Here is a 23,866-nt window from a genome sequence, read left to right on the forward strand (position 1 = left end):
GGTGATGAGCCTGGCCCGGCGAACGGCGCGCAGGCTGAAGACCCTGATCCCCAAGGCTCCGCTTCCTCGCCCGCCATCCGTGCCTCTGATGATCGTCGCGCAGACCGATCCCGTGGTGCGCGACGCTTGGCATGCGCCGGCCTTCGGGGCGGTGTTCGACGACGAGGGGCGGGTGCTCGAACCCACGATCCGCTCCGCGCTGAGCTACACGCCGACCCTGGCGGCCCTGCCGAATGCCTGGCGCGAGGGCGAGACGACGCAGTTCGAGCTGCCCGGCGAGGCGATCCAGATCCCGCGCGCGACGGTGTTCATGAGCTGGGGCGGACTGCACAGCTATGCCAGCTTCCTGCTGGGCGACCTGCCGGCCCTGGTCGCGGCCGAGCAGGCGGGCGCGCTGGCCACCCACCCGCCGATCACACCGCCGCTGCTGCCCTGGCAGGCGCAGCTGCTGGACCTGACCCTGGGCGGGGCGATGAAGCCCGTGGTCGTCGAGGCGCCGATCGTCCGGCTGGGCGAGGCGATGTTCCCTGCGCCGGAGCCATCCCTGGGCGCGGCGCGCGAACATATCCTCGCCAGAGTGGCGGTCCCCGATGACCCCAGCGCCCCCAAACGCATCTATGTCAGCCGCCGGGGCGCCCTGAAGGGCGAGCTGCTCAACGAGGCCGAACTGGAAATGGCCCTGGAGGCGCGTGGCTTCCTGGTCGTGCGCCCCCAGGAGTGGTCTATCCGCGACCAGATCATCCTGTTCCACCGCGCCGAGCTCGTGGTCGGCGCGACCGGCGTGGCCATGGCCAATGTTCTCTTCTGTCGGCCGGGAACGAAGGTAGTCGAGATCCAGCCCGACAGCCTCACGGGAGACTGGGTGCGCGACCTCGCCCGGCGGATTGGCGCCCAGGCGCGGACCTTCGTGGCGCCCGCTATGCCCGATGAGACCGAGATCCTGATCGAAGGCCTGGCGCCCCCGGCCTCGGCGTTCACCTGGCGGTTGGACCTGGACGCGTTCCTGCCCTTCTTGGACGAGGTGCCCTAGTGGTCGCGTTCGTCGATATCTCCGGCGCCGAGCGGCTCTCGATGGGCAAGGCCCTGAACGGCGCCCAGCGGGTCGCGCGGGTCAAGCTGATGGGCTCCAGCGGGCCGATCGCGCCGCGCCCGATGTTGTGGCCGTGCGCCGGCGAGATGCTGAACGGCATGCACGACCTGCCCGACGTGGTCGCGCCGGAGATCGACCTCGTGGTCGTCCATCGCGCCGTGGCGGGCGGCTCGGGCGCGCAGCTGAAGCTGGACGAAGCCTATGTCCATGCCGATGAGGCCTATCCCAGCTACATCCGCTACCGCTACGCGCACGATATCGCCGCCGACGCCTGGCGTTTCGATGTCCCGGCCCGCAAGCGTTTGGACCGGGCGTTCGTGATCACCCACTACAACTACGTCTGGGGTCACTGGCTGACCGAGATGTATCCCAAGCTGTTCCTGATCCGGGCGTTGCTGGCGGCCGGCGTCGTCGCGCCGTTGCTGCTGCCGGTCACCGCGCCGGCCTATGTCAGCCGGATCGCCCAGGCGCTGGTTCCTAGCCTCGAGATCGTCACCTACTACCCGCGTGACGAGGCGGTGGAGATCGGGACCGTCCTGCTGCCGCACATGCTGAGCCAGGACTACTATTTCCATGATTTCCTGCGCTGGAGCCTGGAGCACGAGGCCCTGGCCTGGCCGCGCGGCGGAAAGCCGGACAAGGTCTTTGTCAGCCGGGCCGGGGTTGGCGCCACCTTCCGCGAGCTGACCAACGAGGCCGAGATCGAGGGCGTCGCCGAAGAACTGGGCCTGACCCTGGTGCGGCCGGAAGCCTTGCCGTGGAGCGAGCAGGCCAGGATCTTCTCCGGCGCCAGCGTGGTGGCCGGCGAGTTCGGCTCGGGCCTGCACAACGCCTTGCTGTCGCCAGCGGGCTGCCAGGTGGTGTCGCTGAACTGGCTGGTCGACGTGCAGTCGCGGATCGCCAACTTCCGCCGTCAGGACGTCGGCTACATCCTGCCCGCCGACGGCCGCGCGCGCTTGCACGCCGAAGAGCAGCAGAGCCAGCCGTTCACGATCGACCCCGTTGAGTTCCGCGCCAAGCTGGCGATCGCCGTCGAGCGCGCCGAGGCGAAGGCCATGCTGGCCGGCTGGGAGGATGGTCCCGTGACCCTACCGGAGCTGACTCTATGAAGGCGCTGGCTCTGACCGCCCTGCTGTTGGCGACCCCGGCGATCTCGGCCGAGCGGGCCTCGCTGCTCAAGGCCTGCCAGACGCCCAAGGGCATCGAATTCCAGGGCGGCGGCTATGGCGGGATCTCGGGCGTCGACCATGATCCGCGCACGGGCCTGTGGGCCTTCATCAGCGACGACAAGTCCGAGCACGGGCCGTCGCATGCGTTTCTGGGGCGTCTGGATGTGCGGCCGGGCAAGCCCTGTGGTCCGATCCTTGAGGCGATGATCCCGCTGCGCCGCGAGGACGGCTCGACCTTCCCCGACCGCAAGGCCGGGACCGAGGCCGCCGACGGCGAGTCCATCCGCTTCGATCCTCGGAACTATGACCTGGTCTGGGCCACCGAGGGCGACTTCGACCACGGCTATCCGCCGTCGGTGCGGCGCATGAAGGCCGACGGGACGCCAGTCGACCGGCATGTGGTTCCCGAGGCCCTGACCTTCCACGGCGGCGGCCGGACCGGCGCGCGCAAGAACGCCACCACCGAAGGCATGAGCTGGTCCGGCGACGGACGATCCCTGTGGCTGTCGATGGAATGGCCGCTAGCCCAGGACGGTCCGATCCCCTCGGTCGCCGAGGGCGGCCTCACGCGCCTGACCAAGCTGGACCGTTCGGGCCAGGTGCTAGCCCAGTACGCCTATCGCATCGATCCGGTGCAAGTGGCTTCGCCGGTGGGCGTCGGCGACAACGGCATCAGCGAGATCCTAGCCCTGGACGCCCATCGTCTGCTGGTGCTGGAGCGCTCGGGGATCAAGGGCGCGGACGGGCGCTACAGCTACCACGTCCGCCTGTATGTGGCCGACCTGGCCAAGGCTCAGGATGTCTCGAAGGTTCAGAGCCTGTCGGCGACGCTGGTGCGGGCCGCCGACAAGCGCCTGCTGCTGAACTTCGACAGCCTGGGCGTCCGGATCGACAATCTGGAAGCCATGGCGTGGGGCCCGCGCCTGGAAGACGGGGCCCGCACGCTGGTTCTGGCTTCGGACGACAATTACGACGCCAACCAGGTCAACCAGATCCTGGTCCTGCGGGTCGGGCCTTAGGCGGCGACTTCCTCGGCCGGGAAGTCGGTCGAGACCGCGACCGCGCGCCAGTCCTCGAGTACCGCCAGGTGGGCGGTCGCTACGGCTTCGGTCGCCGCGGCCGTGTCGCTGCCCAGGGGCAGGCGGACGGGCGGGTTGGGGGCGCTGACGAACTCGACCAGCACCTTGGCCAGGCGGTTGGGATCGCCGGGCTGGTTGTGGCTGACCACGGCGGCGTGAGCGCGCATGGCGCCGGCCGTCTCGTTATAGTCGGCGATGCTGGCCGGGCTGATGCTCAGCGAGGTCGAGTCCAGGAAGTCGGTGCGGAAATAGCCCGGCTCGACGGCGGTGGCGAAGACGCCCAGCGGGGCCAGCTCTGCGGCCAGGGCCTCGGTCAGGCCCTCGACCGCGAACTTGGTCGAGCAGTAGACCCCGAAACCCGCGCCCGAACGGATGCCGCCCACCGACGACAGGTTCAGGATCCGGCCCGAGCGCTGGCGGCGCATGTGCGGCAGCACCGCGCGGGTCACGGCCAGCAGGCCGAAGACGTTGGTGCGGTACAGGGCTTCGATCTCGGCGCCCGTGGCTTCCTCGACCGCGCCCAGCAGGCCATAGCCGGCGTTGTTGATCAGCACGTCGATGCGGCCGAAGCGCTCGACGGCGGCCTTGGCGGCGGCGTGGGCTTGCGCCTCGTCGGTGACGTCCAGCGCCACGGCCAGGAGATTGGGATGCTGGCCCAGGCGCTGCGTGATCGAGGCGGGGTTGCGGGCGGTGGCGACGACGGCGTCGCCGGCGGCCAGGGCGTGTTGGGCGATCAGCGCGCCGAAGCCGCGCGAGGCGCCGGTGATGAACCAGGTGCGCATGTCTCGTTCCTTCCGTTCGGCCGCGTCCGGGAGCGTCGCGGCGACGGAGGAACATCTAGACCTCATGCTTAGATGAGATAATCATGGCATTTATCTACAAGTCAGTGAGTAAACCTCATCAATGCGTCCCGTAGCACCTGCCGACCTGGCCAGCTTCCTGGCCATCGCCCGCCACAAGAGCTTTCGCCGCGCGGCGGATGAACTGGGCTGCACGCCGTCGGCGCTGAGCCATGCCCTGCGCAGCATCGAGGAGCGGCTGGACCTGCGCCTGGTCAACCGCACCACCCGCAGCGTCGCCCTGACCGAGGCCGGCGAGCAGCTGTTCGAGCTCGTGTCGCCGGCCTTCCGCGACATCGACGACGCCCTGGATGACCTCAACAACTTCCGTGGTCAGCCGATGGGCGCTTTGCGTTTCAACGCCGCGCGCGGGGCGGCCGAAATGGTCCTGCTGCCGATGGTGACCCGCTTCCTGGCCCAGCAGCCCGGCGTGAAGGTCGAGATCATCGCTGACTCCGCCCTGGTCGACATGGTGGCCGAGGGCTGCGACGCCGGCATCCGTTTCGGCGAAACCATCGCCCAGGACATGGTCGCCGTGCCGATCGGCGGCCGCCAGCGCACCGCCATTGTCGCCTCACCGGCCTTCTTCGAGAAATACCCCAAGCCGACCACGCCCGAACAGCTGAAGGAAATCCCTTGCATCCGCTACCGCTTCGCCAGCGGCCGGTTCTACGCCTGGGAGTTCGAGCGGGGCGGGGTCGAGCTGAATATCGAGGTCGATGGCCCGCTGGCTCTCAACGACCAGCAGCTGACCATCCAGGCGGCCCTGGACGGCATCGGCGCGACCTTCGCTTTCGAGGAGCAGGTCACCGACCTGATCGCGGCCGGCAAGCTGGTGCGGGTGCTGGAGGACTGGTGCCCGTACTACGGCGGCTTCTATCTCTACTATCCCAGCCGTCGCCGCGCGCCCGCGCCGCTGCGGGCCTTCATCGACTTCATCCGCGAGGGCGGTTGAGGCGGTTATTCCGGCTGGAACTTGTCGACGGCCTTGCGCAGGGCGCCGGCATTGATCGGCTTGGCCAGCACCTCGATGCTCTCGAAGCCCTTGCGGGGCAGGTCGCCATAGCCGGTGGCGAACACGAACGGCACGCCGCGTTCCCGCAGTTCCTCGGCGACTGGGAACACCATCTCGCCGCCGATATTGACGTCCAGCACCGCGCCGTCGGGCGCCGGCTGCCCGCTGCCCAGCCATTCCAGGGCGTCGCCCACCGCGCCGAACGAGCCGGCGATCTCGCAGCCCAGGTCGCCCAGCATGTCCTCGACCATCATGGCCACCAGGGCCTCGTCCTCGACGATCATCACCTTGCTGGGCTTCATGCGGCGAGACTCATCCTTTGCGACAGCGGCGCGCGCAGGGTGTAGATCACGCCCTGCGTCGTGAAGTCGAGACTGGCCTTGCCGCCCAGGTCGCGGGCCAGGCCGCGCTCGATCATCTGGACGCCGAAACCCTTGTGCTCGGGCTTGCTGGTCACAGCCGGGCCGCCGACCTCGCGCCAGGTTAGGGTCAGCATCGGCGGCGTGGCGGTTTCCTCGACGCTCCAGCGGATCACGACCCGGCCTTCGGGCGTCGACAGGGCGCCGTGCTTGGCCGCGTTCACCGCCAGCTCGTGCAGGGTCATGTGCACCGACACCGAGGTCTCGGCGCTGAAGGTCAGGGCCGGGCCGATGATGTCGAAGCGTTCGGCCAGGTCGGGGCTGAAGGGGGCGAGCGCCTTGTCCAGGATCTCGTGCAGCTCGGCGCGGCCCCAGGCGCGGCGGGTCAGCAACTCGTGGGCTTGCGACAGGGCCAGGATGCGGTTCTCGAAGGTCTCGGCGAAGGCCTCCGGCGTCGGCGTCGAGCGCAGGGTCTGGCGCGAGATCGACTGGACGATGGCCAGGGTGTTCTTCACCCGGTGGTCCAGCTCCTGCAGCAGGAAGGTGCCGTGGTGGCGAGCGTCGACCAGGCTGTCGTGCAGCCGGCCGCTTTCCAGGGCCGAGGCCGTGGCGCGGGCAATCACCTGCAGCTTCTTGACGATCTCGGGGGCTGGGACGTGCTCGTGCGACCAATAGGCGCCGATGGCCGCCAACGGGTCTTCCATGCGCACCGGCGTCATCACCAAGCTTTTGACGAAGGTCGGACGATAGGCGTCGTGCGGGATGCGATCGTCCAGATAGATGTCAGGGATGATCACGGTCTGGCGGTTCAGCATCGCCCAGCCCGAGATGCAGGCCGTCAGCGGGAAGCGCTTGCCCTTCCACAGAGGGCCGATGGCGTCCTCGTCGAAGTACCAGCACTTGTCATTGTCGCGCAGGACGAAGGCGACACCGTCGGCGCCGGAAACGCGGCGGGCCGCCTTGCGGACGACCTCGGCCACTTCGCTGATGGTGCGGGTCGCCGACAGGGCCTCAATCGTTTCGATGAGCGTCAGCAGGTCCGTTTCGGGCGTTGCGACGTCGTCTCTCGTGGCCAAATCCAGCATGAATTGAAGATCGCACGGCGGTTGTGTTTGAAACCCTAACATGCAGACGGCGCCGGGCAAGCGGGGCCGCCAACAGCCTGTGTGATCGTTTGCACATGCGTCAGGGTTGAGTTTCGTTATGCCTGTCCGTCGGGTAGGCGACGAATATGGCGCGATCCATGCAATAACGTTGATAGATCAACGTTCTGGCGAGGTTTCGCGCATGCGCTCGCTGGCCGTGCTCACGCCGCGGCAGGCTCGACGGGACCCTTTTCACCCCGCAGGACGCGCGACAACCTGTCGCGGTCGAGGGCGCCTTCCCACCGGGCCACGACCAGCGTCGCCACGCCGTTGCCGACCAGGTTGGTCAGGGCCCGGCATTCGCTCATGAAACGGTCGACGCCGACCAGCACGGCCAGGGCCGCGATCGGGATGTCGGGCACGACCGCCAGGGTCGCGGCCAGGGTGATGAAGCCCGCGCCGGTGACGCCCGAGGCGCCCTTCGAGGTCAGCATGGCCACGCCCAGCAGGGCCAGCTCTTGGCCGAGCGTGATGTGGGTGTTGGTCGCCTGGGCCAGGAAAAGCGTGGCCAGGGTCATGTAGATGTTGGTGCCGTCCAGGTTGAAGCTGTAGCCGGTGGGAATGACCAGGCCGACGACCGAGCGCCGGGCGCCGGCGTTCTCCAGCTTCTCCATCATCTGGGGCAGCACGCTTTCGGACGAGCTGGTGCCCAGCACGATCAAGAGCTCCTCGCGGATATAGGCCAGGAACCGGAGGATCGAGAAGCCGCTGGCCCAGGCGATCGCGCCCAGCACCACCAGCACGAACAGCAGTGAGGTGATGTAGAAGGTCGCCACCAGCGCCCCCAGCTGCATCAGCGCCCCGATCCCGTACTTGCCGATCGTGAAGCCCATGGCCCCGAACGCGCCCAGCGGCGCTAGGCGGACCACGATGTGGATGACGCCGAAGAACAGCTTGGCCGCGTCCTCCAGCACATTGGCGACCTTGTCGCCAAAGTCGCCCAGCCGCGTGCAGGCAAAGCCCGTCAGGATGGCGATGACCAGCACCTGCAGCAGGTTGCCCTCGGCGAAGGCGCTGAAGAAGGTGTCGGGGATCAGGTGCAGCAGGTAGGGGATCAGCCCCTCGCCGTGCTTGGCCTTCTCGACATAGCCGGCGGCGATCGACGGATCCAGCGTGGCCGGATCGATGTTGAAGCCGTCGCCGGGCCGCAGCGTGCGGCCCACCACCAAGCCCAGGATCAGGGCCAGGGTCGAGACCACCTCGAAATAGAGCAGGGCCTTGACCCCCACCCGGCCGAACGCCTTGATGTCGCCCATCCGGGCGATGCCGCCGGCCACGGTGCAGAAGATCACCGGCGCGATGACTAGCTTGATCAGCTTGATGAAGGCGTCGCCCAGGGGCTTAACCGCAACCCCGATCTTGGGCCACAGCGCCCCGACCAGAATCCCCAGCGCGATGGCGATCAGGACCTGGACATAGATCGATTTCAGATGCCGCACCGCGTTCGCCCCCACCTGCCCCTAAAGCCTTTGCAGCGGGGTTCGCACGCCCGCCATCTTGCGCTATTGACCCTGGCCCGCGCGAAGCGAGGCCCAGTAGCTCAGCAGGATAGAGCAGCGCTTTCCTAAAGCGAAGGTCGGGGGTTCGAGTCCCTCCTGGGCCGCCAGGCTGTTTGAGGCGCGACGAAGAGAGCGCTTCACGATCGCTGAGCGGCGAGGCTTCAGCCCAGTTGGCGAACGAGGCGAAGCGCTTCGGCCGCGAGATCCGCGGCGGTCATGGTCACGTGGCGCGGCTGTCGCGGAAGGGCCAGTTGCTTTAGCAAGAACAGCAGTTGGTGAACGCGCATTTGTCGTTCGTCGAGCTGGCCGCCGGCGCGTCGATAGCCATCGATCGCCGCGTCGAACAGCGGCCGATCAGGTCCGATCAGCCCGCTTTCGAACTGTCGCGTGCGATAGCGCAGGACCGCGAAATCGCGTTCCGGAGCTCCGACCCCGGCCTCGTCCCAGTCAATCATGCGAATACCCTGTTCGCACACCAGGGCGTTGGCGGGATGGACGTCGCCGTGCACGAGCACCAGCGCGCTCGGCGGCGACGGCCTCAAACGCAGGATCGTCTCGACGGCGTCCTGGCCGATCTGGGCCGCGAGGCTCGGCGTCGCGAAATGACGGAACATGAAGCCGATCCACTGGTCCCAACAAACACCTTCCCCAGGGCGGTCGAGTTCGGGCCAAAGGCCTTCGAAGCGGACATCGTGGACGGCCTTCAGACATCGTCCTAGATCAGCATAGGCGGCGACATCCGGGCGATCGAGCAGACGCGGCGCGTCCAACCATGTCGCGATCGACCAGGGCGACCGCCCGGTCAGCGCCGATCCTAGTCCATAGCCGAGGAGATCCGCGCCGAGCCGGAATGGAAGGTCGCGCCCAGTGGGAGCGGCGAGAAAGCCCGCCAGGGCCGCGGCGTCGACAGGGGCGTGCGAGAACCGGTGCGTCAGGAACGCGCACACGGCGTCCTTGGGTATCCACCGCTCCGGCTCGTCGGCCGTGATCGGCTTGCGTCGCCGGAAGGCATAGGCGCCCGGCAGCCCCGCGACCTCGATCTTCGCGACATCGGCGCCGCCGCCCCCGCCCGCGCGCAGGACGCGCAAGGCGCCCGGTGGATGGCCCAGCACCGCGCCGGCCCGCGCCAAGCTTTCGCCGAAGGCGTCGCCGGGCGCCGATGACATCGAGGCCGTCGCGCCTATCGGGGACCCTTTCCAAAGGCGCCGGTCGCCCCGACGCTGAAACCGATCGCCACGGGCTTGGTGTCCCATTCGACGCCGGCGAACGCCTTCGCCGCGGGGATCGTGCGACCAATGACGATATCCTGGCCCTCGGTCCGGAGATGCAGGCGATCATGGATCACGCCCAGGCCGACACCGGCGAACGGCTGGGTGAACGCCGCCGTCCTTTGGACCGAAACCACCGCGAACCCCGAGGTTCGGGAAAGCTCGGCGCTGCCCGAGGCGTCCGACACGCTGTCGCTGTCCGCGTGGAGATAGCCAAGTTCGCCGCCGCCGGACACGCGCCAGGACTGGCCCTCCAGAAGGACGCGATCCAGGCCGAGGCTCACCGAGGCGCCGCGCAGGCCGCGCGCCACGAGGGGCCGTGAGCCACTGGGCCGAACCTTGAGGTCGCCGACCGAGGCGTAGCCGCCGCTCAGTCCCAGGCTCCAATCGTCCCGGGCCTGGGCCAGGGCCGGCGTCGACGCGGCCGCCGCCGTGACGGCCACCAATCCCGCAAGCACGAAGAACCGCATGTTTGCTCCTTCCACGCTCTCAACGATCCAGATGGATATAGCCCCGCACCATCGCCGTCCGGTCCTGGCCCACGGCGCCGTCCGACGACCCGTCGTGGATGATGTTCTCCGTCGGCGCGACGTAGGCTTCCCCGGGGCGAACCTCCAATCGGAAGACGCGATCATCCTCGAACAGTCTCACATAGGCCCGCACGAGATCCAGGGCCTCCTTGGAGTCCGCGCCGGTTTTGTCCGGCATGTTGGCCACCTGCCTGGGCAGGAACAGGAAGTAGCGCGGGGCCTGGCCGGTATTGACCGCCAGGCGATTGCTGGCCCGCCGGCGCCCCTTGAGATCGACGCCATCCCAGCTGTCGACATGCAGCCCGATCCGGCGGCCATCCTTGCCGCGGGTCACGGTCAGCAGGCCTCCCGTCCCCCGGCCATGGGAAACGCTGAGCATCGGACCCACCGGCCGAACGCCAGGAATCGCCGCCACCACGGCATGCAGGCGATCGCGGATATCGGACACCGAGCTGCGTAGCGACCGCTCCTGGAGACGCGAGGCCTGCTCGTCGGCGAGCCTCGTCAAGGCCTCGACCGCCGCGCCCGGCGCGTTCACCAGGCCAACCTGTCCAAAAAAGCGGGGCTCGGCGGCGGCCGGTGTCAGCAGCGCCTGGGCCTCCTCGTCCTCGAGCGCGCGCCACGCGGGCGACGGCGTCATCGCCTCGTCCTCGTAGGCGGCCCCGTCGTCGTCGACCTCGCGCGGGGCCGTCACCAGGCGCGATACCATGACGCGCGCACGCAAGGCGGCCGGATCGAGATGAGGCGAGGCGACCTGGATGTCGAAACCGTTCATGCCGCGCCTTTTTGCTGTTCGATAAGGTCATGGTCGTCTGCGAGCACGCGACCGCCGGAGATGCGCACCACCCGGTCCATGCGCGAAAGCGTCTCGTTGCGGTGGGCCACGCAGATGCAACCCATGCCGAGCGCGCGCAGGCGCTCGAAGATCCGCGCCTCGGTGGGCGGATCGATCTGCGAGGTCGCCTCGTCGAGGAACAGCAAGGTCGGGGAGCGGTAGAGGGCGCGAGCCAGGAGCAGCCTTTGGGTTTGCCCGCCCGACAGGCCGCTGCCGATATCGCCGACCAGCGTGTTGATCCCCATCGGCATGCGGCGCACGTCGTTGTCGAGCTCGACGGCCGACAACGCCCACCAGATCTTCTCCTCGTCGAAATCCCCCAAGCGGGCGAACGCGATGTTCTCGGCGATCGTGGCCACGATGGGCCGGTCCGACTGCAGGAGCGTGGCGCTGGCTAGGCGCACGCGCTCCAGGGCCTGGGCGTCGGCGGCGGCGCCGTCCACCAGGACCTCGCCGCCCGTCGGCGTGTAGAACCCCAGCGCGACCTTGATGATCGAGGTCTTGCCCTCGCCGGACGCGCCCGTGACGCCGAGGAACTCTCCGGCCGAATAGTCTAGATCGACGCCATCCAGCACCCGAGGCAGGTTCTGGCCGTATTCGAAGGTCACGCCCCGCAGGGCGATGCTGGCCGGCGGCGGTTCCGCGGGCCCCGCGGCGCCAGGGGCGTCGGGCAGTTGCATCGGCAGCATGTCGGCGAAGCGGTGGAAGTGAAGATCCAGCGTGCCCAGGACGACGCCGTTCTGGGACAGCATGTCCAGTCGCTGCATCAGTTGCGTGCGCAGGAAGACCAGCGCCAGCAGGGCGCCTGCCTCCATGCGACCCTGAAAGACCAGCCAACCGCCAACGCCCAGGATGAGCGCGAAATCGACGCCGCCGACCAGCTCGACGACGACGGAACGCAGGTTGTTGGACCGCAGCAGGTGGGCGCGAAGGTCGAAGGCCACGGTGGTGCGTTGTCGCCACTCGCCGATGAAGTGGGCCGTGGCGCTGAAGGCCTTGATCGCGTGGACGTTGCGGATCAGCTCCAGGAACATCTCCTGGACACGCGCGGTCTCGTTGGTCGATTCCAGGCTGACGCGGCGCAGCTGGCGCAGCAGCGGGATCATCAGTCCCACGAGCGCGGCGGTGCTGGCCGCGGAAATCGCGAACAACGGCGGCGACAGGTAGGCCATGACGCCCAGGACCACGAGGACGCCGATGCCGTCGAGCACCGCGCCGATGGCGCGCGAGGAGATGATGTCCTCCAGCGCTTCCTTGGCGTCGTAGCCCGCCGTCAGTTGCGCCACCTTGCGATTTTCGAAGTAGGTCAGCGGCGAGACGATCAGCCCCTCGTAGAGTCGAAGGCTCAGCCTATGGCTCGCCGTGATCGCGACGCGGGTGATCGTCGCCGAGCGCAGCAGGTTTCCGACGCTGGTCAGGACGGTGAAGGTCAGCAACGCCAGCACGATGACCGTCGGCGACGGGCCGCTGCGCGACATCATGTGATTGACGAGGGTCGAGATCGCCAGGGGCGCGGCCAGCGTATAGAGCTGCACGAGAAGGGTCAGCACCAGGGCCAGGCCCGCGCCGACCGCGACGTCACGCGACCAGACCTGGCGCAACAGCGCCTCCAGCCGTCCCGCGGTCTCGCGAACACCGGAGGGCGCGCGCCCGGGCGTTTGGCTCGGCGCGAAGACCAGCGCCAGGCCCGTGAGCTTGTCCGAAAGGCTCTCGGCGTCCACCCAGCGCCGGCCACTGGTGGGATCATGGATGAGCGCCCGGTCGCCTCGCATTCGCTTGAGGACGACGAAATGATCAAAGCCCCAGTGGAGGATGGCGGGTCCGGCCAGCTTGCTCAGCCCCGACGGCTCCACCCTGACCGCCCGACAATCCAGCCCCATCTCGCCGGCCACCTGGCGCACGTTCTGGATCGACATGCCGCGCAGGGAGATGGGAAAGGCCGCGCGCAGGCCCGCCAACGACCAGTTCAGTCCATGATAGCGCGCGATCATCGTCAGGCAGGCCAGGCCGCATTCGGACGCCGACTGCTGACGAACGATTTCCAGGCGCGAGGCCTTGGGGCCGGCGGCGTATGGCATCAGCGTCGGCTTTCGAAGAGGAGGCTGAACATGCGGCGCGGCGCGGGATCGCCTTGGCGCGCGACGCCGGCGATGATCTCGCGCTCGATCCAGGACGCGTCGAAGGCGGCCCGCACGTCGGCCAGGGCGGCGGGGCCGCCACGCTCGGTGGCCTGTTCGATGCTGACCACGATCGCGTATCGCGCCTTGTCGGCGAGCTGGTGGATGAACGCCTGGGAGGCCTCCCGCTCGATCCAGTAGAGCACGTTGGACAGCAGCATGACGTCCAAAGCCGGCAGCGTGGCCAGGTCGAGCGCCTCGCAAGACCCCTCGATCAGGCAGCTGTCGTTGACGCCGTGACCCGGATCGCCGACGCGCGCCTTGACGAGCTCGATCCCGCCGTACAGTCGCGGGTCGCGCGCCGCGTAGTGATCGAGCACGAAACGGCCCTGCCCATGCCATTCCGCGTCGGGCTCGACGCCGATCACGCGTCGAAACCCGGCCTGGGCGGCGCAGAGCAGGAAAAGGCTCGCATTGGAGCCCAGCTCGCAGAAGGCGTCGCGCCCGGCGGGGAGGAGAGGGGCGATGAAGTTGCGCCACTTTCCGAGGTTATAGAACCGGCTGTCCTCGGCGCCGCTGGCCACGGGAGGCGTTCCGAGGCCCTCGATCTCGACCGCCTGATACCAGGACCCCAGGGCCTCCAGTGACGGCGTCGCGGCGGGCTGATTGGGAAGCTGGGCTTGGAGAAGAGACGGCACGCGCGAGCTTTCCTTAGATCCGGTGGGCGGCGATCGCGCCGGCCGCCAAGACGACCAGACCGGTGGCGACGACGAGGTAGAGCACGCCGGCCAGGATCAGGGAGCGACCGACACGCGGGGGCTTGAACGGCGATAGGCGCCGCCGCGCCGCCATCGCTTGCGGGCGAAAGAGGCTGGCGACATCCACGGCAGCCACCTCGCCCGAGCCCGGCCGCGACGCCTCGCCCGCCATCACGACGCCACCGTCTGGAGCATGGCCGGCGAGGGCGCCGCGGCGGGCTCCTCGCCCAGTTCGTCCGGGCGAAGTCCGAGCACCCCGGCGACGCTGTCCAGGCGCGCGCCTTGATTGATCGCCGCGGCGGCCAGTTCGGCGTACATGTCCGAAAGCGCCTCGCAGTATGCTGACCGCGCCGCGAAGCCGCCGTCGGCCGTCGGCCGATGCGACAGCTCACCGCCGCGGCACATGTTGCGCCAGCAGCAGGCCTCGCAGTCCTTGGGCAAGCTGAAGCTCCGATGGACGTGGGCGACGAGATCGGGATGGGTCATGACGTCGGTCAGGCTGCTGGTGGCGACATTGAGCCCCGTGACGAACAGCTCGGGCGCGAGCGGCCGGATCGCGTCGTCCGGCCCGATCTCACCGTTGGAGTAGATCGTCAGGATTGGCGCCTTGAGTTGTCGGAAGCGCGCCATTTCCTCGTCATAGCGGCCGCCGGCCAGGAAGCGCTGGAACGGCTTGCGCAGGAAGGTCAGGTTGACCGAGGTGTCGGCCAGCCACAGCGCGGTCAGTTCCCGAAGGATCGGGATCATGGCCTTGGCCGCGCCGGGCCCATAGGTGCTGCCGGCCACGTCGGGCAACAGGAAATTGAGGTTTCGGACGCCGAGTTCGTCGACGATGTGTCGGTAGACGCGCGTGATGTCGAAATCGGGATTGATCACGCAGAGCACGCCCAGGTCGTCCATGACGCCGCGCGCGTGCGCGGCCTGGAGCGCCCGGATCCCCTCGACCACCTTGGCGTGGGTGCCGCGTCCCTTGTGGTCGACCCGGAAGCGATCGTTGTATTCGGAGGGGCCGTCGATACTGACGCCGACCTGGATGTTGAAGCGACCAAACAGCTCGATCCAGGTGTCGTTGACCAACATCGCGTTGGTCTGGACCGCCAGGATCAATTGGGGGCAGGCGCCAAGGCGCTCCTGCAGGGTCTCGCACATCCAGGCGAAATATTCGGGCTTGACCAGCAGCGGTTCGCCGCCGTGGAAGTCGATTTGGATCCGGTCGAGTTGATGCTCCTCTAGCGCCTTGGCGAGGAAGTCGACGGTCTCCAGGAACCCGTCGCGCTTCAGCAGCGATGGGTGCTCGGCGTGCGAGTCGTTGCCCGCGAAGAAGAAGTAGCAGTAGGTGCACGCGATATTGCACCGCTCGGTGACCTTGAGGATGACCTCGAGGCTCGAGCCCGCGGTGTGCCGCAAGGCGTCGACGGGAGCGTACGGAGGGGTGTCGCGCAAGGCTATGCTCGCTCTGACTAGACGCCGCGATGAGCACGCCGAGGGCGCTGATCGCGGCGGCTGGCGACGGTGCGCCAGCGAGAAAAATCTACTTTAGGTAAGCATCTCGCATCGCTCGCTGCGAAGCGAGGACGCGTCATGTTCCGCGGCCTCCGGACAGCCGCGGAGCACTATTCGCTCAGACTAGAAGCGAATCCGACCGAAGATGCGGCCGAAAGCGTCAATATCGATCTTGGCGTTTTCATCATCGCCGCCACCGATATTGGCCAGGGAGTCGAACACGCTGTCCGGAAGAGCAGCATTGTCCGATTGAATGTTCAGCTTTTCGGCCGAAACGCCCTTGCCCAGCATGGCTTCTTTGAGGCTTTGCATCAATCCCTCCGTTGAAGAACTATCGCACCGGTTGACCGGCCATGCAGCGCTAGCATGAGTGAAAACGGCATGCAACTAGGGGAAGAAATGTCGCTTGCGCTCCGGTTGTCGGGTGCTCACTATGCTGACGAAGCAGTTTCGTGTGGGTGGGGCTTTGCCAAAATCAGTGCTTTGGCTTGTGGCGTCGACGGTCGCCTGCGGCTCGGCCGCCGCCCAGACATCACCTGCGCCCGCGTCGCCCCCCGCAGCGCAAGCGCTAGGCCCTCCGACGGCGGGGCATGAACCGTCGGCCAACACGGTCGGCGCCGTCACGATCAAGGCCGCCGATCCCGACTACAAGAGCTTCGTCGATCGGCGAAGCTATGGGCTCAAGAACGACATCGTCTCGTCGACCGGCTCGATCGCCGACGCCCTGCGCAATATCCCATCCGTGGAGGTCGACGTGCAGGGCAATGTCAGCCTGCGCGGCGAGTCCGGCGTCAAGGTCTATATCGACGGCAAGCCCGCGGGGATGCTGCAGGGCGCGGGTCGGGGCGATGCGTTGCTGCAGCTCCCCGCCAGCCAGTTCGAACGCGTCGAGGTGATGACCAATCCCTCGGCCGCCTATCGCGCCGATGGCGCGGCCGGGATCATCAATCTCGTGAGCAAGAAGGCCAAGGGCGTCGGCGTCACGGGGTCGGTGCGCGGGGCCTATGGGACCGACGGCCGTTACAATGGTCGGATCGCCATCGGCCAGAACACCAAGCGCCTGTCCTTCAGCGCCAGCGCCGGCGGTCGGCGCGACAACGCCAAGCTCAATCCGAGAACCGATCGCGAGATCCTCGATCCGACCACCGGAGCGATGGTCCACACCCGCGCCGTTGGCCAGGCCAAGACCACCAACACCTCCTGGAACGCCCAGGCCAACATCGCCTATCAGCCCAATGCCAAGACCGATCTTTCGGCGGATATCAGCCAGCTGCGGCTCAACTACCATTCCCCCTCGGCGGTCCGATACGCCAGCGACGCCGCGAGCGGCCCGCTCGCCGAGGCGTACAATTCCCAAGGTCGCAACGGCGGCCTCTTCGCCAACACGGCCGCGTCCGCCTCGCTCGTCCGGCGGCTCGGCGGCGAAGGCCACCAGGTGTCGCTCGACCTCTCCCGGACCCGTTCGCGAAGCTTCGACGATAGCCGCCAGACCTATCTGCACAGCCGCCCGGTCGTTGAAAGTCGTTTCCTGGCCCAGGCGAGCGACGAGGTCCAACACGAGACCTCGGCCAAGGTCGAATACCAGCGCCCGACCAAGAAGGGCCTGCTGGATGTTGGCTTCGAGGGCCGGTTCGAGGACGAGCGCGTCGATCACCGCGGCGCCTTGGGCGCGAGCGCGGCGGTCGCGTCGCCTTCGCCTTCGCTCAACAACCAGTTCGACTATCGCCAGAATGTCCAGTCGGCCTTCCTGACCTACGAGCGCTCGGTCGGCGACTGGACCTTGCTGCCGGGCGCGAGGCTCGAGGCCGCGCAAAGGCGCGTCCATCAGCTGACGCTGGGGACGCGCGCCACGCGAGACGACGTCCGACTGTTTCCGACCCTGCACGCCGTCTACGCCATCGATGACGAGCAGAAGCTGAATATGAGCTTCAGTCGCCGCATCCAGCGCCCGGAGCCTTCCAGCCTCAATGGCTTCCGCCAGTTCGTGACCCCCGTCGCCTATGAGGAGGGCAATCCCGACCTGGCGCCGAAGATCACCGACGCGGCGGAACTGGGTTACGAATTTAAGCGGAAGTCGACGTCCTACCTGGCCACGCTCTACGCGCGTCGCAGCCGTGACGCGGTCACCGACGTGGTGTCCGACCTTGGCGACGGCGTCCTGCTGACCCGCAAGGAAAACGCCGGACGCTCGCGCAACCTCGGGCTCGAGCTCGTCGCCAGCCGCCGCGTCGGCAAGTCCATGGCCTTCAACATCAGCGGAAACGCCTCCTGGGACGAGATCGCGTGGACCCTCAACGGCCGGGAGGAGAAGCGGTCGGGCGCGACCGTGGGGGGGCGCAGCAATCTCAATTGGCAGATCGGTCCCAAGGACCTTCTGCAGCTCAATCTGGTCGCTCGCGGTAGAACGCTGCTGCCCCAAGGATATCGCCGTCCGTCGGCCAACCTCAATCTCGGCTACCGCCACATCATCAGCCCCAAGCTGGCGGCGGTGGTGACGGTCCAGGACGCCTTCGACACCTATCGCGAGGGCCTGGTCATCGACACCCCGGCCTTGCGCCAGAGAACCGACAAGAACATGAGCATCCGCGCGGCGTTTGTGAGCCTGACCTACACCCTGGGCGGGGGCAAACGCCGCTCAGAAGGGTTCGACTACGGCGAGGCGGCGGCGCAATAGCGCCGCCCCGCAACCGGCCCGCGCGGCCCGGCGCGAGTCGGCCCTTTTTCCAAGACCCTCTCCACCTGTGGCCCTTGGACATCTCAATCGACGCGGAGCCACGCACCGTGACCCCAGCTATCCCGCCGCTCGAGAGCTCGCCTTATCCGCATGTCGTCACCGACCGCGTCATCCCCATCGAGGCCTGCCGACGGGCGCTTGCTGTATTGGGGCGGGCCCGCACCTGGCGGCCAAACGACAATCCCCTCTATGAGGGCGATGCGTGGTGCGGCGACTTCGCGTCGGTGTTCCCCGATGCGCGCGACGCCAAGGCCGTCTCCGAGGCCGCCCACGCCGTGCTCGAGAGGTTCTCGATCCCACTCTCCGAGGAACGAAGCTTCGCCATCATGCGCCAAGGGGCCGGGCAAGCCACCCAGGTCCACAACGACCGGCCGCGCGCCGGCGAGCCCACCCACAGGATCATGCTCTATCTGGCCGAGCCCGAAGAGCACTATTCCGGAGGGCAGTTTTGCGTCTTCTCCACGCCACCCACGGATATCCCGCTGCGGCGGTACGCGCCCATCGCCGGATCGATGATCGCTTTCGAGGCCAGCGCCCATTCCTATCATGCCGTCGCACCGATCAGCGCGGGCGAGCGCGTCGTGCTGGTCATGCAGTTCCACCATTCGGGCAATTGTCCGGTGCGTCTCGGGCGACTGAACGACGAGATCACCATCGCGATGCAGGCCTGGCGGCCAGGGGAAAGCACCGCGGGGCTGGAGCCCGCATCAGGCGATTTGACGGCCAAGGCCCTGGCGATACGGTTTGGCGTCGACGAGGACGAGTTCGATCATGCCCTCAAGGCCGCATCAGCGGCGGACGATCCGGCAAATGGCGCGAAGGTAGGCGCCATCAAGGCGCGCGCGTCCAGAATCCTGAACCTGCCCGAGCCGGAATATGTCGCTTGGTGGTCGCACCGCCTCGCCAGGAAGCGCCGCGCGTCGTTCGATCCGGCCGATTGGCGGCTAGAGGCCGAATTTGTCGCGTCGCGCCGATTTGCCCGTCCCCAGGCCCAGGCGCTGATCCGTGAACTCTACCCGGAGGCTGCCAGTGGAGGCTTGAGCCCGTTGAGCGACGCGCTTGCTGGGACCTGAGTTCCGCCAACGTCCCTCGTGCTTTGTGCTCTTCTCCATGGAACGCCGCCAGACCGGCGACAGACCGCCAGAAGGTTTTCATCCATCGCCTGTCGCCGGCTTGCCCGGCCGGTCGGGTCAGCGAGACCAGGCCCATGAAATCCAGTCTCGACCACCTACCCGCACGCTAGCAGGACGAACTTGCCCGCGTCACCGGCCTGCCGCCCAACGGCTTTGACGCGGCGACCGCTGGCGGCGCCCAGCCGGACGTTTGGCGCTGTGACAGATCCGCCAGTCCTGATGCGACGTCCTTGCCGATGTCCTCGCGAGGCCGGCCGGGGCGATTGAGGATCAGGGCATGACGCCAGATCCTGCGGAAGTCGTGCAGGATATCGTCCTCGCCGTAGTGCACGATGTGGATATAGGCGAGGCCAAGCTTGTCGAGTTCGCTGACGAGGTAGCGGAAGAGGTCGGGCCTTTCCGAACCATGGTTCAAACCCATGCCGGTGAAGCCGGGCGATAGCCGGATACCCGTTCGATCGGCGCCGATCTCGACGCCGTCGGCGCCCGCGTCGACCGCGCGCCTTGCCGCATGCGCGTAGTCCTTTACCGTCGCCCGCACCTCGTCGGTGGAGAGGGCGCGAGGCGTGGGAATGTCCTGCATGCCGTCCAGGGTGTAGATTTGCTCGCCCGGCGTGATCGCCGACGGCGCCACGCCCTGCCGGTGATGCGGCGTGTTGTCGGGGTGCGACATGCGGCCCGCGTGCATGAGCTGGTAGAAGACATGGCCGCCGCGCGCGTGGATCGCGTCGTTGACCTCGCGGCTCTGGCGGGCGCCAGCGCGGCGGCGAACAAGATTTGAAGGACTGGCTTCACGTCCGGGGCGCGCGGCGCAGGAGCGCTCCTGCGCCCAGGGCCAGGAAGCCCGCCGTCAGGCCCCAGAACGCCGAGCCGACGCCCAGGACGCGCATGGCCTGCACGACCAGGGCGACTGTGCCGCCAAACCCGATCAGGGCGGCCGACCAGGCGGTGACGGGAGGCGTTCTGAAGGTCATGGGCGTTTGTCGCATAACAGCATAGCCGCCGCCGTTTCCAGCCGCGTTCACAGGCGCGGCCGCCGACCCGCTGGGCGCGTCGGCGGCCGACCTTGGGGCTTGAGGATCTATCCTGGCCTTACTTCGCCTTGGCGGCGGCGGTCTTGGCGGCCTTGTCGATCACGTTGGCGACCGCTTCGGGACGGCTGAGGAAGACGACGTGGCTGCCCTTGATCTCCACGGCTTCGGCGCCGATGCGGGCGGCGGTCTTGCGCAGCAGCTTGGGATCGATGGCGCCGTCCTCGGTGGCCACGACGAACCAGCTGGGCTTCACGCGCCAAGCGGCCTTGGTGACCTTGTCGCCGAAGGCGGACATGGCGATTGGCACTTGGCTGTCGCGCATGAAGGCGGCGTCGGCATCATTGATGTCGGCGGCGAAACCGGCCTTGAACTTGGCCAGGTTGACGAAGCCGAAGCCGTCCGCCTGCGGCTCGATCACGAAGCCGGGAGGAGCGGGGATCTCGGCGAACTGGTCGCCGGTCGACTCGCCGGCATCCGGCGCCAGGGCGGCGACATAGACCAGGCCCGCGACCTTGGGATCGTTGCCGGCCTCGGTGATGACCGTGCCGCCGTACGAGTGGCCGACCAGGATGGTGGGGCCGTCCTGGCGCGCCAGGACGCGGCGGGTGGCGGCGACGTCGTCGGCCAGCGAGGTCAACGGATTTTGGACGATGCTGACCTTGTAGCCCTGGGCGGTCAGGCGGTCATAGACCCCGCGCCAGCCCGAACCGTCGGCGAAGGCGCCGTGGACCAGGACGACGTTGCGGACCGTCGGGGCGTGCGCGCCGTGCGAGGCGTCGGTCTGGGCGTGCGCGGCGCCGGCCAGGCCCGAGAGGGCGGCGGCGATGAGAATGTTGCGAGCTTGGCGGATCATGGTGATTCTCCCTGTGTCTGTCGGCTGGGTCAGTTGCTTATTACGATAAAAGTTATTGCGATAAATGTTGTGTAGCGGCGCTCTGATCGGCCGTCCAGGGAAAAGTTATCGCGATAGCTATTTTTCTGATCGGACCTATATGAAGGGGAGGAGAACGCTATGACCCACAGCCCCCCGCCACCGCTCGACGACCAGCTCTGCTACGCCATCTATTCGGCGGGCATCGCCATTCAGCGAACCTACAAGCCCCTGCTCGATGAGCTCGGGCTGACCTATCCCCAGTACTTGGTGCTCAACCTGCTATGGGCCGAGGATGGGCAATTGGTCGGGCGGCTTGCCGAACGGCTGGCGCTCGAATCCAGCACCCTGACGCCGTTGCTCCAGCGCCTCGAGGCGGCGGGCCTGGTGAACCGCACTCGCGATCCGGCCAACGCGCGTCAGGTCATTGTCGCCCTGACGGACGCGGGCAGAGCGATGCAGCGGAAGGCGGGCTGCCTGGGCGCGGCCTTGCTTGAAGCCTCGGGCCAGCCGCATGAGGCCCTCAACGACCTGAACGACAAGGTCCGAACGCTGAGGAACGACATCTATAGCGCCATCGGCGGATGGGGGCCGGGCGCTTCCACCCCCAAGGTTGACGCCCAATCTTAGGTGACGTCGAGGACGCCAGACGTCGCCGACGGCGGCCCACGCCTGGCCGATTGGGCCAGGCGTGGGCGCGCAATCAGACGGTCGGCACCGTGCCGCCATCGACGACGAATTCTGCGCCGTGGATAGAGGCGGCGCGATCCGAGGCCAGGTAGGCGATGACATCGGCGACCTCGAAGGGTTCGGCCCCGCGACCGATCGAGATGCCGCCAAGGCCCCGCAGGACGAGCTGACGCGCGTCCTCGATCGTTCCGCCGTTGGCGTCCTGCAGGCGCTTGAGGAACATCCCGGTCGCCTCGGTCATGATCCAGCCGGGCGAGACGGCGTTGATCCGAACGCCCTTGGGGCCCAGTTCCTTGGAGATCGACTTGCTATAGGTCCGCAGCGCGGCCTTGGCGGCGGCGTAGGCCGTGGTCGCATCAGGGAGCGGCAGGACCGATTGGATGGAGGTGACATGCACCACCGCGCCGGCGCCGCGCTCGATCATCTGCGGGATCAGCAGGCGATCCAGGCGCACCGTCGCCAAAAGGTTCAGGTTCAGTTCGGAAAGCCAGTCGTCGTCCGTCAGGGCGACGAAACCGCCGCCTGGCGCCGACGAGCCGCCGACCACGTGTGCGAGGATGTCGATACCGCCCAGCCGCTCAAGCGCCGCCTTGGCCAGAGCCTCCCCGCCCTCGGCCGTCGTCAGGTCCGCCTGGACGAACTCGACGCCGTCGATGGGCTCCAGGCTTCCGCGCGCGGCGGTGATCACCCGGGCGCCGCCAGCCAGGAAGCGATCGACGGTGGCGCGGCCCAGGCCCTTGGAACCGCCGCTGACGAGCACGCGCTTGCCGGCGAATTCGGTCGGATCAGTCTTGATGGTCATGCCGTGATCTCCAGGGCCGTGATGGCGTCGTTTTCGAGGGTGAAGCGGTAGGTGAAGCGGATCGGGCTGCCCGGAAAATCGCCGTGGGCGGGGCCTTCGACGACGACCTTGCCGTCCTCGTGACGGACGGTGTCCGGCGTGAAGATCGCCTTCACGGGGACGACTTCGTGTTCGAACAGGGACCGCAATTCGGCGTGCCCACGAGAACCGCGCCATTGTCCTTGACGACCACGTCGTCCGCGAAGGGCTTCAGCATGCCGTCCACATCGAGCTGCGCGTTCGCGGCCACATACGCGGCGATCGGGGATGGAAGATCGGGCGTCATCGTTTTTGTCCTGCTTTCGGCGGTTGCGGCCGGGGCGGCTGCCATTGCGCTTGCCAGACAAGATAGAGATGACCAGTTTGCGTGATAATCCGAGCAACTCGGAACGCTTCATCGCGAAAAGCAGGATAATGGCGCAAGGCAGTCTTACGGAACTGGAGGCCGTTCTCATGGTCGCCCGGCGGGGCAAGTTCCGCACGGCCGCGCTCGAGCTCGGGATCTCGACGACCGCGCTCAGCAACGCGGTCAATAAGCTGGAGCGCACGCTCGGCGTACGGCTCTTCAATCGCACGACGCGAAGCGTTTCCCTGACAGAGGCGGGCCGACAATTCGTCGCGCAGGTCGCCCCCGCCCTGCGCGACATCCATGAAGCCATGGACATTGCGCGCTCCCAAAAGGCCGCACCGTCGGGCACGCTGCGCATCAATGCGTTTCCGACAGCGGCGCGGGAGATCTTCTCCTGGCTCGTGCTGCCGTTCCTGCGCGTGCACCCTCAGGTCCACATCGATATCGTCACGGAAGGGCGCCTTGTGGATATCGTCGAGGGCGGCTTCGACTTCGGCGTCCGCAGCGCTGACTTCGTGCCCGCCGACATGATCGCACTGCCGCTAGGCGGCGGGCGGCGCAATGTCGTGGTCGGCGCGCCCAGCTATTTAAAGGCGCACGGGACACCTCTGATCCCCCAGGATCTGGCTGAACATTCTTGTCTCCGTGTCCGGCTTCCCAACGGCGCGATCTACAGATGGCCGTTCGAGAAGGACGGACAGTCCATCCAGATCGACGTCGAGGGCGCTGTCACCCTCGATGAAGCGAGCTTGGCAAGGACCGCGGCGCTTGCGTCTGTCGGCCTGACCCTGGCGATGGAGTCGGACGTGCGAGACGATATCGAGGCTGGCCGCCTTGTGCGTGTGCTGGAGGACTGGACCCCCACTCTGTCGCCCTTGAGCCTCTACTATCCGAGCCGGCGCAATCCGACCGCCGCGTTCAAGGCGTTCGTCGACTTTGCGCGACGCTATAGTGGAACCAGCGATGCCCCAAGACCGTCGATAGGTTGAGACACGCGAGGCCCGCGCG

The 23,866-nt window shown here is 67.6% G+C and carries 25 protein-coding genes, 1 tRNA gene and 1 pseudogene; 9 read left to right on the forward strand and 18 right to left on the reverse strand.

From position 1 onward, the window contains the following. Positions 1 to 4: 4 nt before the first annotated feature. Genes J7528_RS15450 through J7528_RS15460 form a run of 3 tightly spaced genes read left to right on the forward strand, consistent with a single transcriptional unit; the run spans position 5 to position 3,278 of the window. The gene (locus J7528_RS15450) at positions 5 to 1,030 is read left to right on the forward strand and encodes a glycosyltransferase 61 family protein (protein ID WP_291876086.1); all 1,026 of its coding nucleotides are present in this window, start codon (positions 5 to 7) and stop codon (positions 1,028 to 1,030) included. Continuing rightward, positions 1,030 to 2,199: a glycosyltransferase 61 family protein gene (locus J7528_RS15455; protein WP_291876088.1), complete on the forward strand. Its 1,170-nt coding sequence runs from the start codon at positions 1,030 to 1,032 to the stop codon at positions 2,197 to 2,199. The genes J7528_RS15450 and J7528_RS15455 overlap by 1 nt, the downstream gene beginning before the upstream one ends. Continuing rightward, complete coding sequence (locus J7528_RS15460) at positions 2,196 to 3,278, forward strand: esterase-like activity of phytase family protein (protein ID WP_291876091.1); 1,083 nt, start codon at positions 2,196 to 2,198, stop codon at positions 3,276 to 3,278. Before J7528_RS15455 ends, J7528_RS15460 begins: the two co-directional genes overlap by 4 nt. Here J7528_RS15460 and J7528_RS15465 read toward each other — a convergent pair. After that, positions 3,275 to 4,120, reverse strand: a complete 846-nt coding sequence (locus tag J7528_RS15465; protein WP_291876092.1) for an oxidoreductase — start codon at positions 4,118 to 4,120, stop codon at positions 3,275 to 3,277. The genes J7528_RS15460 and J7528_RS15465 overlap by 4 nt on opposite strands. Before the next feature lie 121 nt (positions 4,121 to 4,241). On the opposite strand from J7528_RS15465, the gene J7528_RS15470 reads away from it, so the two are divergent. After that, a complete protein-coding gene (locus J7528_RS15470) occupies positions 4,242 to 5,132 on the forward strand; it encodes a LysR family transcriptional regulator (RefSeq protein ID WP_291876094.1) in 891 nt (296 codons plus the stop codon). Between the two features lie 5 nt (positions 5,133 to 5,137). Here the strand turns inward: J7528_RS15470 and J7528_RS15475 are convergent, their stop codons facing one another. From J7528_RS15475 to J7528_RS15485, 3 genes are all read right to left on the reverse strand, one after another. Beyond that, positions 5,138 to 5,494, reverse strand: coding sequence for a response regulator (locus J7528_RS15475; protein ID WP_291876097.1), 357 nt, complete (start codon positions 5,492 to 5,494; stop codon positions 5,138 to 5,140). Next, positions 5,491 to 6,636 (reverse strand): HWE histidine kinase domain-containing protein, encoded by a 1,146-nt coding sequence (locus J7528_RS15480; RefSeq protein WP_291876100.1) that lies wholly within the window; start codon positions 6,634 to 6,636, stop codon positions 5,491 to 5,493. Before J7528_RS15480 ends, J7528_RS15475 begins: the two co-directional genes overlap by 4 nt. 221 nt (positions 6,637 to 6,857) lie before the next feature. Next, entirely contained in the window at positions 6,858 to 8,126 is a 1,269-nt protein-coding gene (locus J7528_RS15485) for a dicarboxylate/amino acid:cation symporter (RefSeq protein ID WP_291876390.1), read from the reverse strand. Positions 8,127 to 8,225: 99 nt separating this feature from the next. Here J7528_RS15485 and J7528_RS15490 point away from each other — a divergent pair. Further along, positions 8,226 to 8,302, forward strand: a tRNA-Arg gene (locus tag J7528_RS15490). Between the two features lie 54 nt (positions 8,303 to 8,356). On the opposite strand, the gene J7528_RS15495 is transcribed toward J7528_RS15490, so the two are convergent. The 8 genes from J7528_RS15495 to J7528_RS15530 all read right to left on the reverse strand — a co-directional run bounded on the left by J7528_RS15495 (position 8,357) and on the right by J7528_RS15530 (position 15,518). Continuing rightward, positions 8,357 to 9,361 carry an aminoglycoside phosphotransferase family protein gene (locus J7528_RS15495; protein ID WP_291876102.1) on the reverse strand — a complete coding sequence of 335 codons (1,005 nt, stop codon included), beginning with the start codon at positions 9,359 to 9,361 and terminating at the stop codon, positions 8,357 to 8,359. A gap of 14 nt (positions 9,362 to 9,375) precedes the next feature. Further along, on the reverse strand, positions 9,376 to 9,933 hold the full coding sequence (locus J7528_RS15500; RefSeq protein WP_291876106.1) for a hypothetical protein: 558 nt from the start codon (positions 9,931 to 9,933) through the stop codon (positions 9,376 to 9,378). Between the two features lie 19 nt (positions 9,934 to 9,952). After that, positions 9,953 to 10,768, reverse strand: a complete 816-nt coding sequence (locus J7528_RS15505) for a hypothetical protein (protein ID WP_291876107.1) — start codon at positions 10,766 to 10,768, stop codon at positions 9,953 to 9,955. Next, positions 10,765 to 12,906 (reverse strand): peptidase domain-containing ABC transporter, encoded by a 2,142-nt coding sequence (locus tag J7528_RS15510; RefSeq protein WP_291876109.1) that lies wholly within the window; start codon positions 12,904 to 12,906, stop codon positions 10,765 to 10,767. Before J7528_RS15510 ends, J7528_RS15505 begins: the two co-directional genes overlap by 4 nt. After that, on the reverse strand, positions 12,906 to 13,643 hold the full coding sequence (locus tag J7528_RS15515; protein ID WP_291876112.1) for a hypothetical protein: 738 nt from the start codon (positions 13,641 to 13,643) through the stop codon (positions 12,906 to 12,908). Before J7528_RS15515 ends, J7528_RS15510 begins: the two co-directional genes overlap by 1 nt. Before the next feature lie 13 nt (positions 13,644 to 13,656). Further along, positions 13,657 to 13,830, reverse strand: a complete 174-nt coding sequence (locus J7528_RS15520) for a hypothetical protein (RefSeq protein ID WP_291876115.1) — start codon at positions 13,828 to 13,830, stop codon at positions 13,657 to 13,659. A gap of 44 nt (positions 13,831 to 13,874) precedes the next feature. After that, the gene (locus tag J7528_RS15525) at positions 13,875 to 15,146 is read right to left on the reverse strand and encodes a radical SAM protein (protein WP_291876117.1); all 1,272 of its coding nucleotides are present in this window, start codon (positions 15,144 to 15,146) and stop codon (positions 13,875 to 13,877) included. A 183-nt stretch (positions 15,147 to 15,329) separates the two neighbouring features. Further along, positions 15,330 to 15,518: a hypothetical protein gene (locus tag J7528_RS15530; protein ID WP_291876119.1), complete on the reverse strand. Its 189-nt coding sequence runs from the start codon at positions 15,516 to 15,518 to the stop codon at positions 15,330 to 15,332. A gap of 178 nt (positions 15,519 to 15,696) precedes the next feature. Between J7528_RS15530 and J7528_RS15535 the strand changes: the two genes are divergently transcribed. Together J7528_RS15535 and J7528_RS15540 are read left to right on the forward strand one after the other, a co-directional pair. Next, positions 15,697 to 17,880 (forward strand): TonB-dependent receptor, encoded by a 2,184-nt coding sequence (locus tag J7528_RS15535; protein ID WP_291876120.1) that lies wholly within the window; start codon positions 15,697 to 15,699, stop codon positions 17,878 to 17,880. Between the two features lie 107 nt (positions 17,881 to 17,987). Beyond that, on the forward strand, positions 17,988 to 19,013 hold the full coding sequence (locus tag J7528_RS15540; RefSeq protein ID WP_291876121.1) for a 2OG-Fe(II) oxygenase: 1,026 nt from the start codon (positions 17,988 to 17,990) through the stop codon (positions 19,011 to 19,013). 166 nt (positions 19,014 to 19,179) lie between these two features. Here J7528_RS15540 and J7528_RS15545 read toward each other — a convergent pair. The 3 genes and pseudogenes from J7528_RS15545 to J7528_RS15555 all read right to left on the reverse strand — a co-directional run. Continuing rightward, a pseudogene (locus J7528_RS15545) lies at positions 19,180 to 19,812 on the reverse strand (alkene reductase); the annotation flags it as partial. A 52-nt stretch (positions 19,813 to 19,864) separates the two neighbouring features. Then, entirely contained in the window at positions 19,865 to 20,047 is a 183-nt protein-coding gene (locus J7528_RS15550; protein WP_291876124.1) for a hypothetical protein, read from the reverse strand. 118 nt (positions 20,048 to 20,165) lie between these two features. Continuing rightward, a complete protein-coding gene (locus J7528_RS15555; protein ID WP_291876127.1) occupies positions 20,166 to 20,960 on the reverse strand; it encodes an alpha/beta hydrolase in 795 nt (264 codons plus the stop codon). 159 nt (positions 20,961 to 21,119) lie between these two features. Here J7528_RS15555 and J7528_RS15560 point away from each other — a divergent pair, with 159 nt between their 5' ends. Beyond that, positions 21,120 to 21,608: a MarR family winged helix-turn-helix transcriptional regulator gene (locus J7528_RS15560; protein WP_291876130.1), complete on the forward strand. Its 489-nt coding sequence runs from the start codon at positions 21,120 to 21,122 to the stop codon at positions 21,606 to 21,608. 73 nt (positions 21,609 to 21,681) lie between these two features. Here J7528_RS15560 and J7528_RS15565 read toward each other — a convergent pair whose 3' ends face one another. The 3 genes from J7528_RS15565 to J7528_RS15575 are packed head-to-tail and all read right to left on the reverse strand — an operon-like array spanning position 21,682 to position 22,795. Next, positions 21,682 to 22,470, reverse strand: a complete 789-nt coding sequence (locus J7528_RS15565; protein ID WP_291876133.1) for an SDR family oxidoreductase — start codon at positions 22,468 to 22,470, stop codon at positions 21,682 to 21,684. Continuing rightward, positions 22,467 to 22,625, reverse strand: coding sequence for a hypothetical protein (locus J7528_RS15570; protein ID WP_291876136.1), 159 nt, complete (start codon positions 22,623 to 22,625; stop codon positions 22,467 to 22,469). Before J7528_RS15570 ends, J7528_RS15565 begins: the two co-directional genes overlap by 4 nt. Next, the gene (locus tag J7528_RS15575) at positions 22,622 to 22,795 is read right to left on the reverse strand and encodes a nuclear transport factor 2 family protein (protein ID WP_291876139.1); all 174 of its coding nucleotides are present in this window, start codon (positions 22,793 to 22,795) and stop codon (positions 22,622 to 22,624) included. Before J7528_RS15575 ends, J7528_RS15570 begins: the two co-directional genes overlap by 4 nt. Before the next feature lie 68 nt (positions 22,796 to 22,863). Between J7528_RS15575 and J7528_RS15580 the strand changes: the two genes are divergently transcribed. Continuing rightward, positions 22,864 to 23,847 (forward strand): LysR family transcriptional regulator, encoded by a 984-nt coding sequence (locus tag J7528_RS15580; protein WP_291876141.1) that lies wholly within the window; start codon positions 22,864 to 22,866, stop codon positions 23,845 to 23,847. Positions 23,848 to 23,866: the final 19 nt, after the last annotated feature.

This window comes from Caulobacter sp., from assembly GCF_017744445.1.
Taxonomy (GTDB): domain Bacteria; phylum Pseudomonadota; class Alphaproteobacteria; order Caulobacterales; family Caulobacteraceae; genus Caulobacter.

What these genes read in the sequence shown, in the direction of transcription:
- J7528_RS15505 (WP_291876107.1), bottom strand. Translation starts at nt 10,768, where the DNA reads ATGAACGGTTTCGACATCCAGGTCGCCTCGCCTCATCTCGATCCGGCC.
- J7528_RS15575 (WP_291876139.1), bottom strand. Translation starts at nt 22,795, where the DNA reads ATGACGCCCGATCTTCCATCCCCGATCGCCGCGTATGTGGCCGCGAAC.
- J7528_RS15470 (WP_291876094.1), top strand. Translation starts at nt 4,242, where the DNA reads ATGCGTCCCGTAGCACCTGCCGACCTGGCCAGCTTCCTGGCCATCGCC.
- J7528_RS15530 (WP_291876119.1), bottom strand. Translation starts at nt 15,518, where the DNA reads ATGCAAAGCCTCAAAGAAGCCATGCTGGGCAAGGGCGTTTCGGCCGAA.
- J7528_RS15560 (WP_291876130.1), top strand. Translation starts at nt 21,120, where the DNA reads ATGACCCACAGCCCCCCGCCACCGCTCGACGACCAGCTCTGCTACGCC.
- J7528_RS15510 (WP_291876109.1), bottom strand. Translation starts at nt 12,906, where the DNA reads ATGCCATACGCCGCCGGCCCCAAGGCCTCGCGCCTGGAAATCGTTCGT.
- J7528_RS15450 (WP_291876086.1), top strand. Translation starts at nt 5, where the DNA reads ATGAGCCTGGCCCGGCGAACGGCGCGCAGGCTGAAGACCCTGATCCCC.
- J7528_RS15465 (WP_291876092.1), bottom strand. Translation starts at nt 4,120, where the DNA reads ATGCGCACCTGGTTCATCACCGGCGCCTCGCGCGGCTTCGGCGCGCTG.
- J7528_RS15580 (WP_291876141.1), top strand. Translation starts at nt 22,864, where the DNA reads ATGACCAGTTTGCGTGATAATCCGAGCAACTCGGAACGCTTCATCGCG.
- J7528_RS15460 (WP_291876091.1), top strand. Translation starts at nt 2,196, where the DNA reads ATGAAGGCGCTGGCTCTGACCGCCCTGCTGTTGGCGACCCCGGCGATC.
- J7528_RS15495 (WP_291876102.1), bottom strand. Translation starts at nt 9,361, where the DNA reads ATGTCATCGGCGCCCGGCGACGCCTTCGGCGAAAGCTTGGCGCGGGCC.
- J7528_RS15550 (WP_291876124.1), bottom strand. Translation starts at nt 20,047, where the DNA reads ATGACCTTCAGAACGCCTCCCGTCACCGCCTGGTCGGCCGCCCTGATC.
- J7528_RS15480 (WP_291876100.1), bottom strand. Translation starts at nt 6,636, where the DNA reads ATGCTGGATTTGGCCACGAGAGACGACGTCGCAACGCCCGAAACGGAC.
- J7528_RS15500 (WP_291876106.1), bottom strand. Translation starts at nt 9,933, where the DNA reads ATGCGGTTCTTCGTGCTTGCGGGATTGGTGGCCGTCACGGCGGCGGCC.
- J7528_RS15475 (WP_291876097.1), bottom strand. Translation starts at nt 5,494, where the DNA reads ATGAAGCCCAGCAAGGTGATGATCGTCGAGGACGAGGCCCTGGTGGCC.
- J7528_RS15565 (WP_291876133.1), bottom strand. Translation starts at nt 22,470, where the DNA reads ATGACCATCAAGACTGATCCGACCGAATTCGCCGGCAAGCGCGTGCTC.
- J7528_RS15555 (WP_291876127.1), bottom strand. Translation starts at nt 20,960, where the DNA reads ATGATCCGCCAAGCTCGCAACATTCTCATCGCCGCCGCCCTCTCGGGC.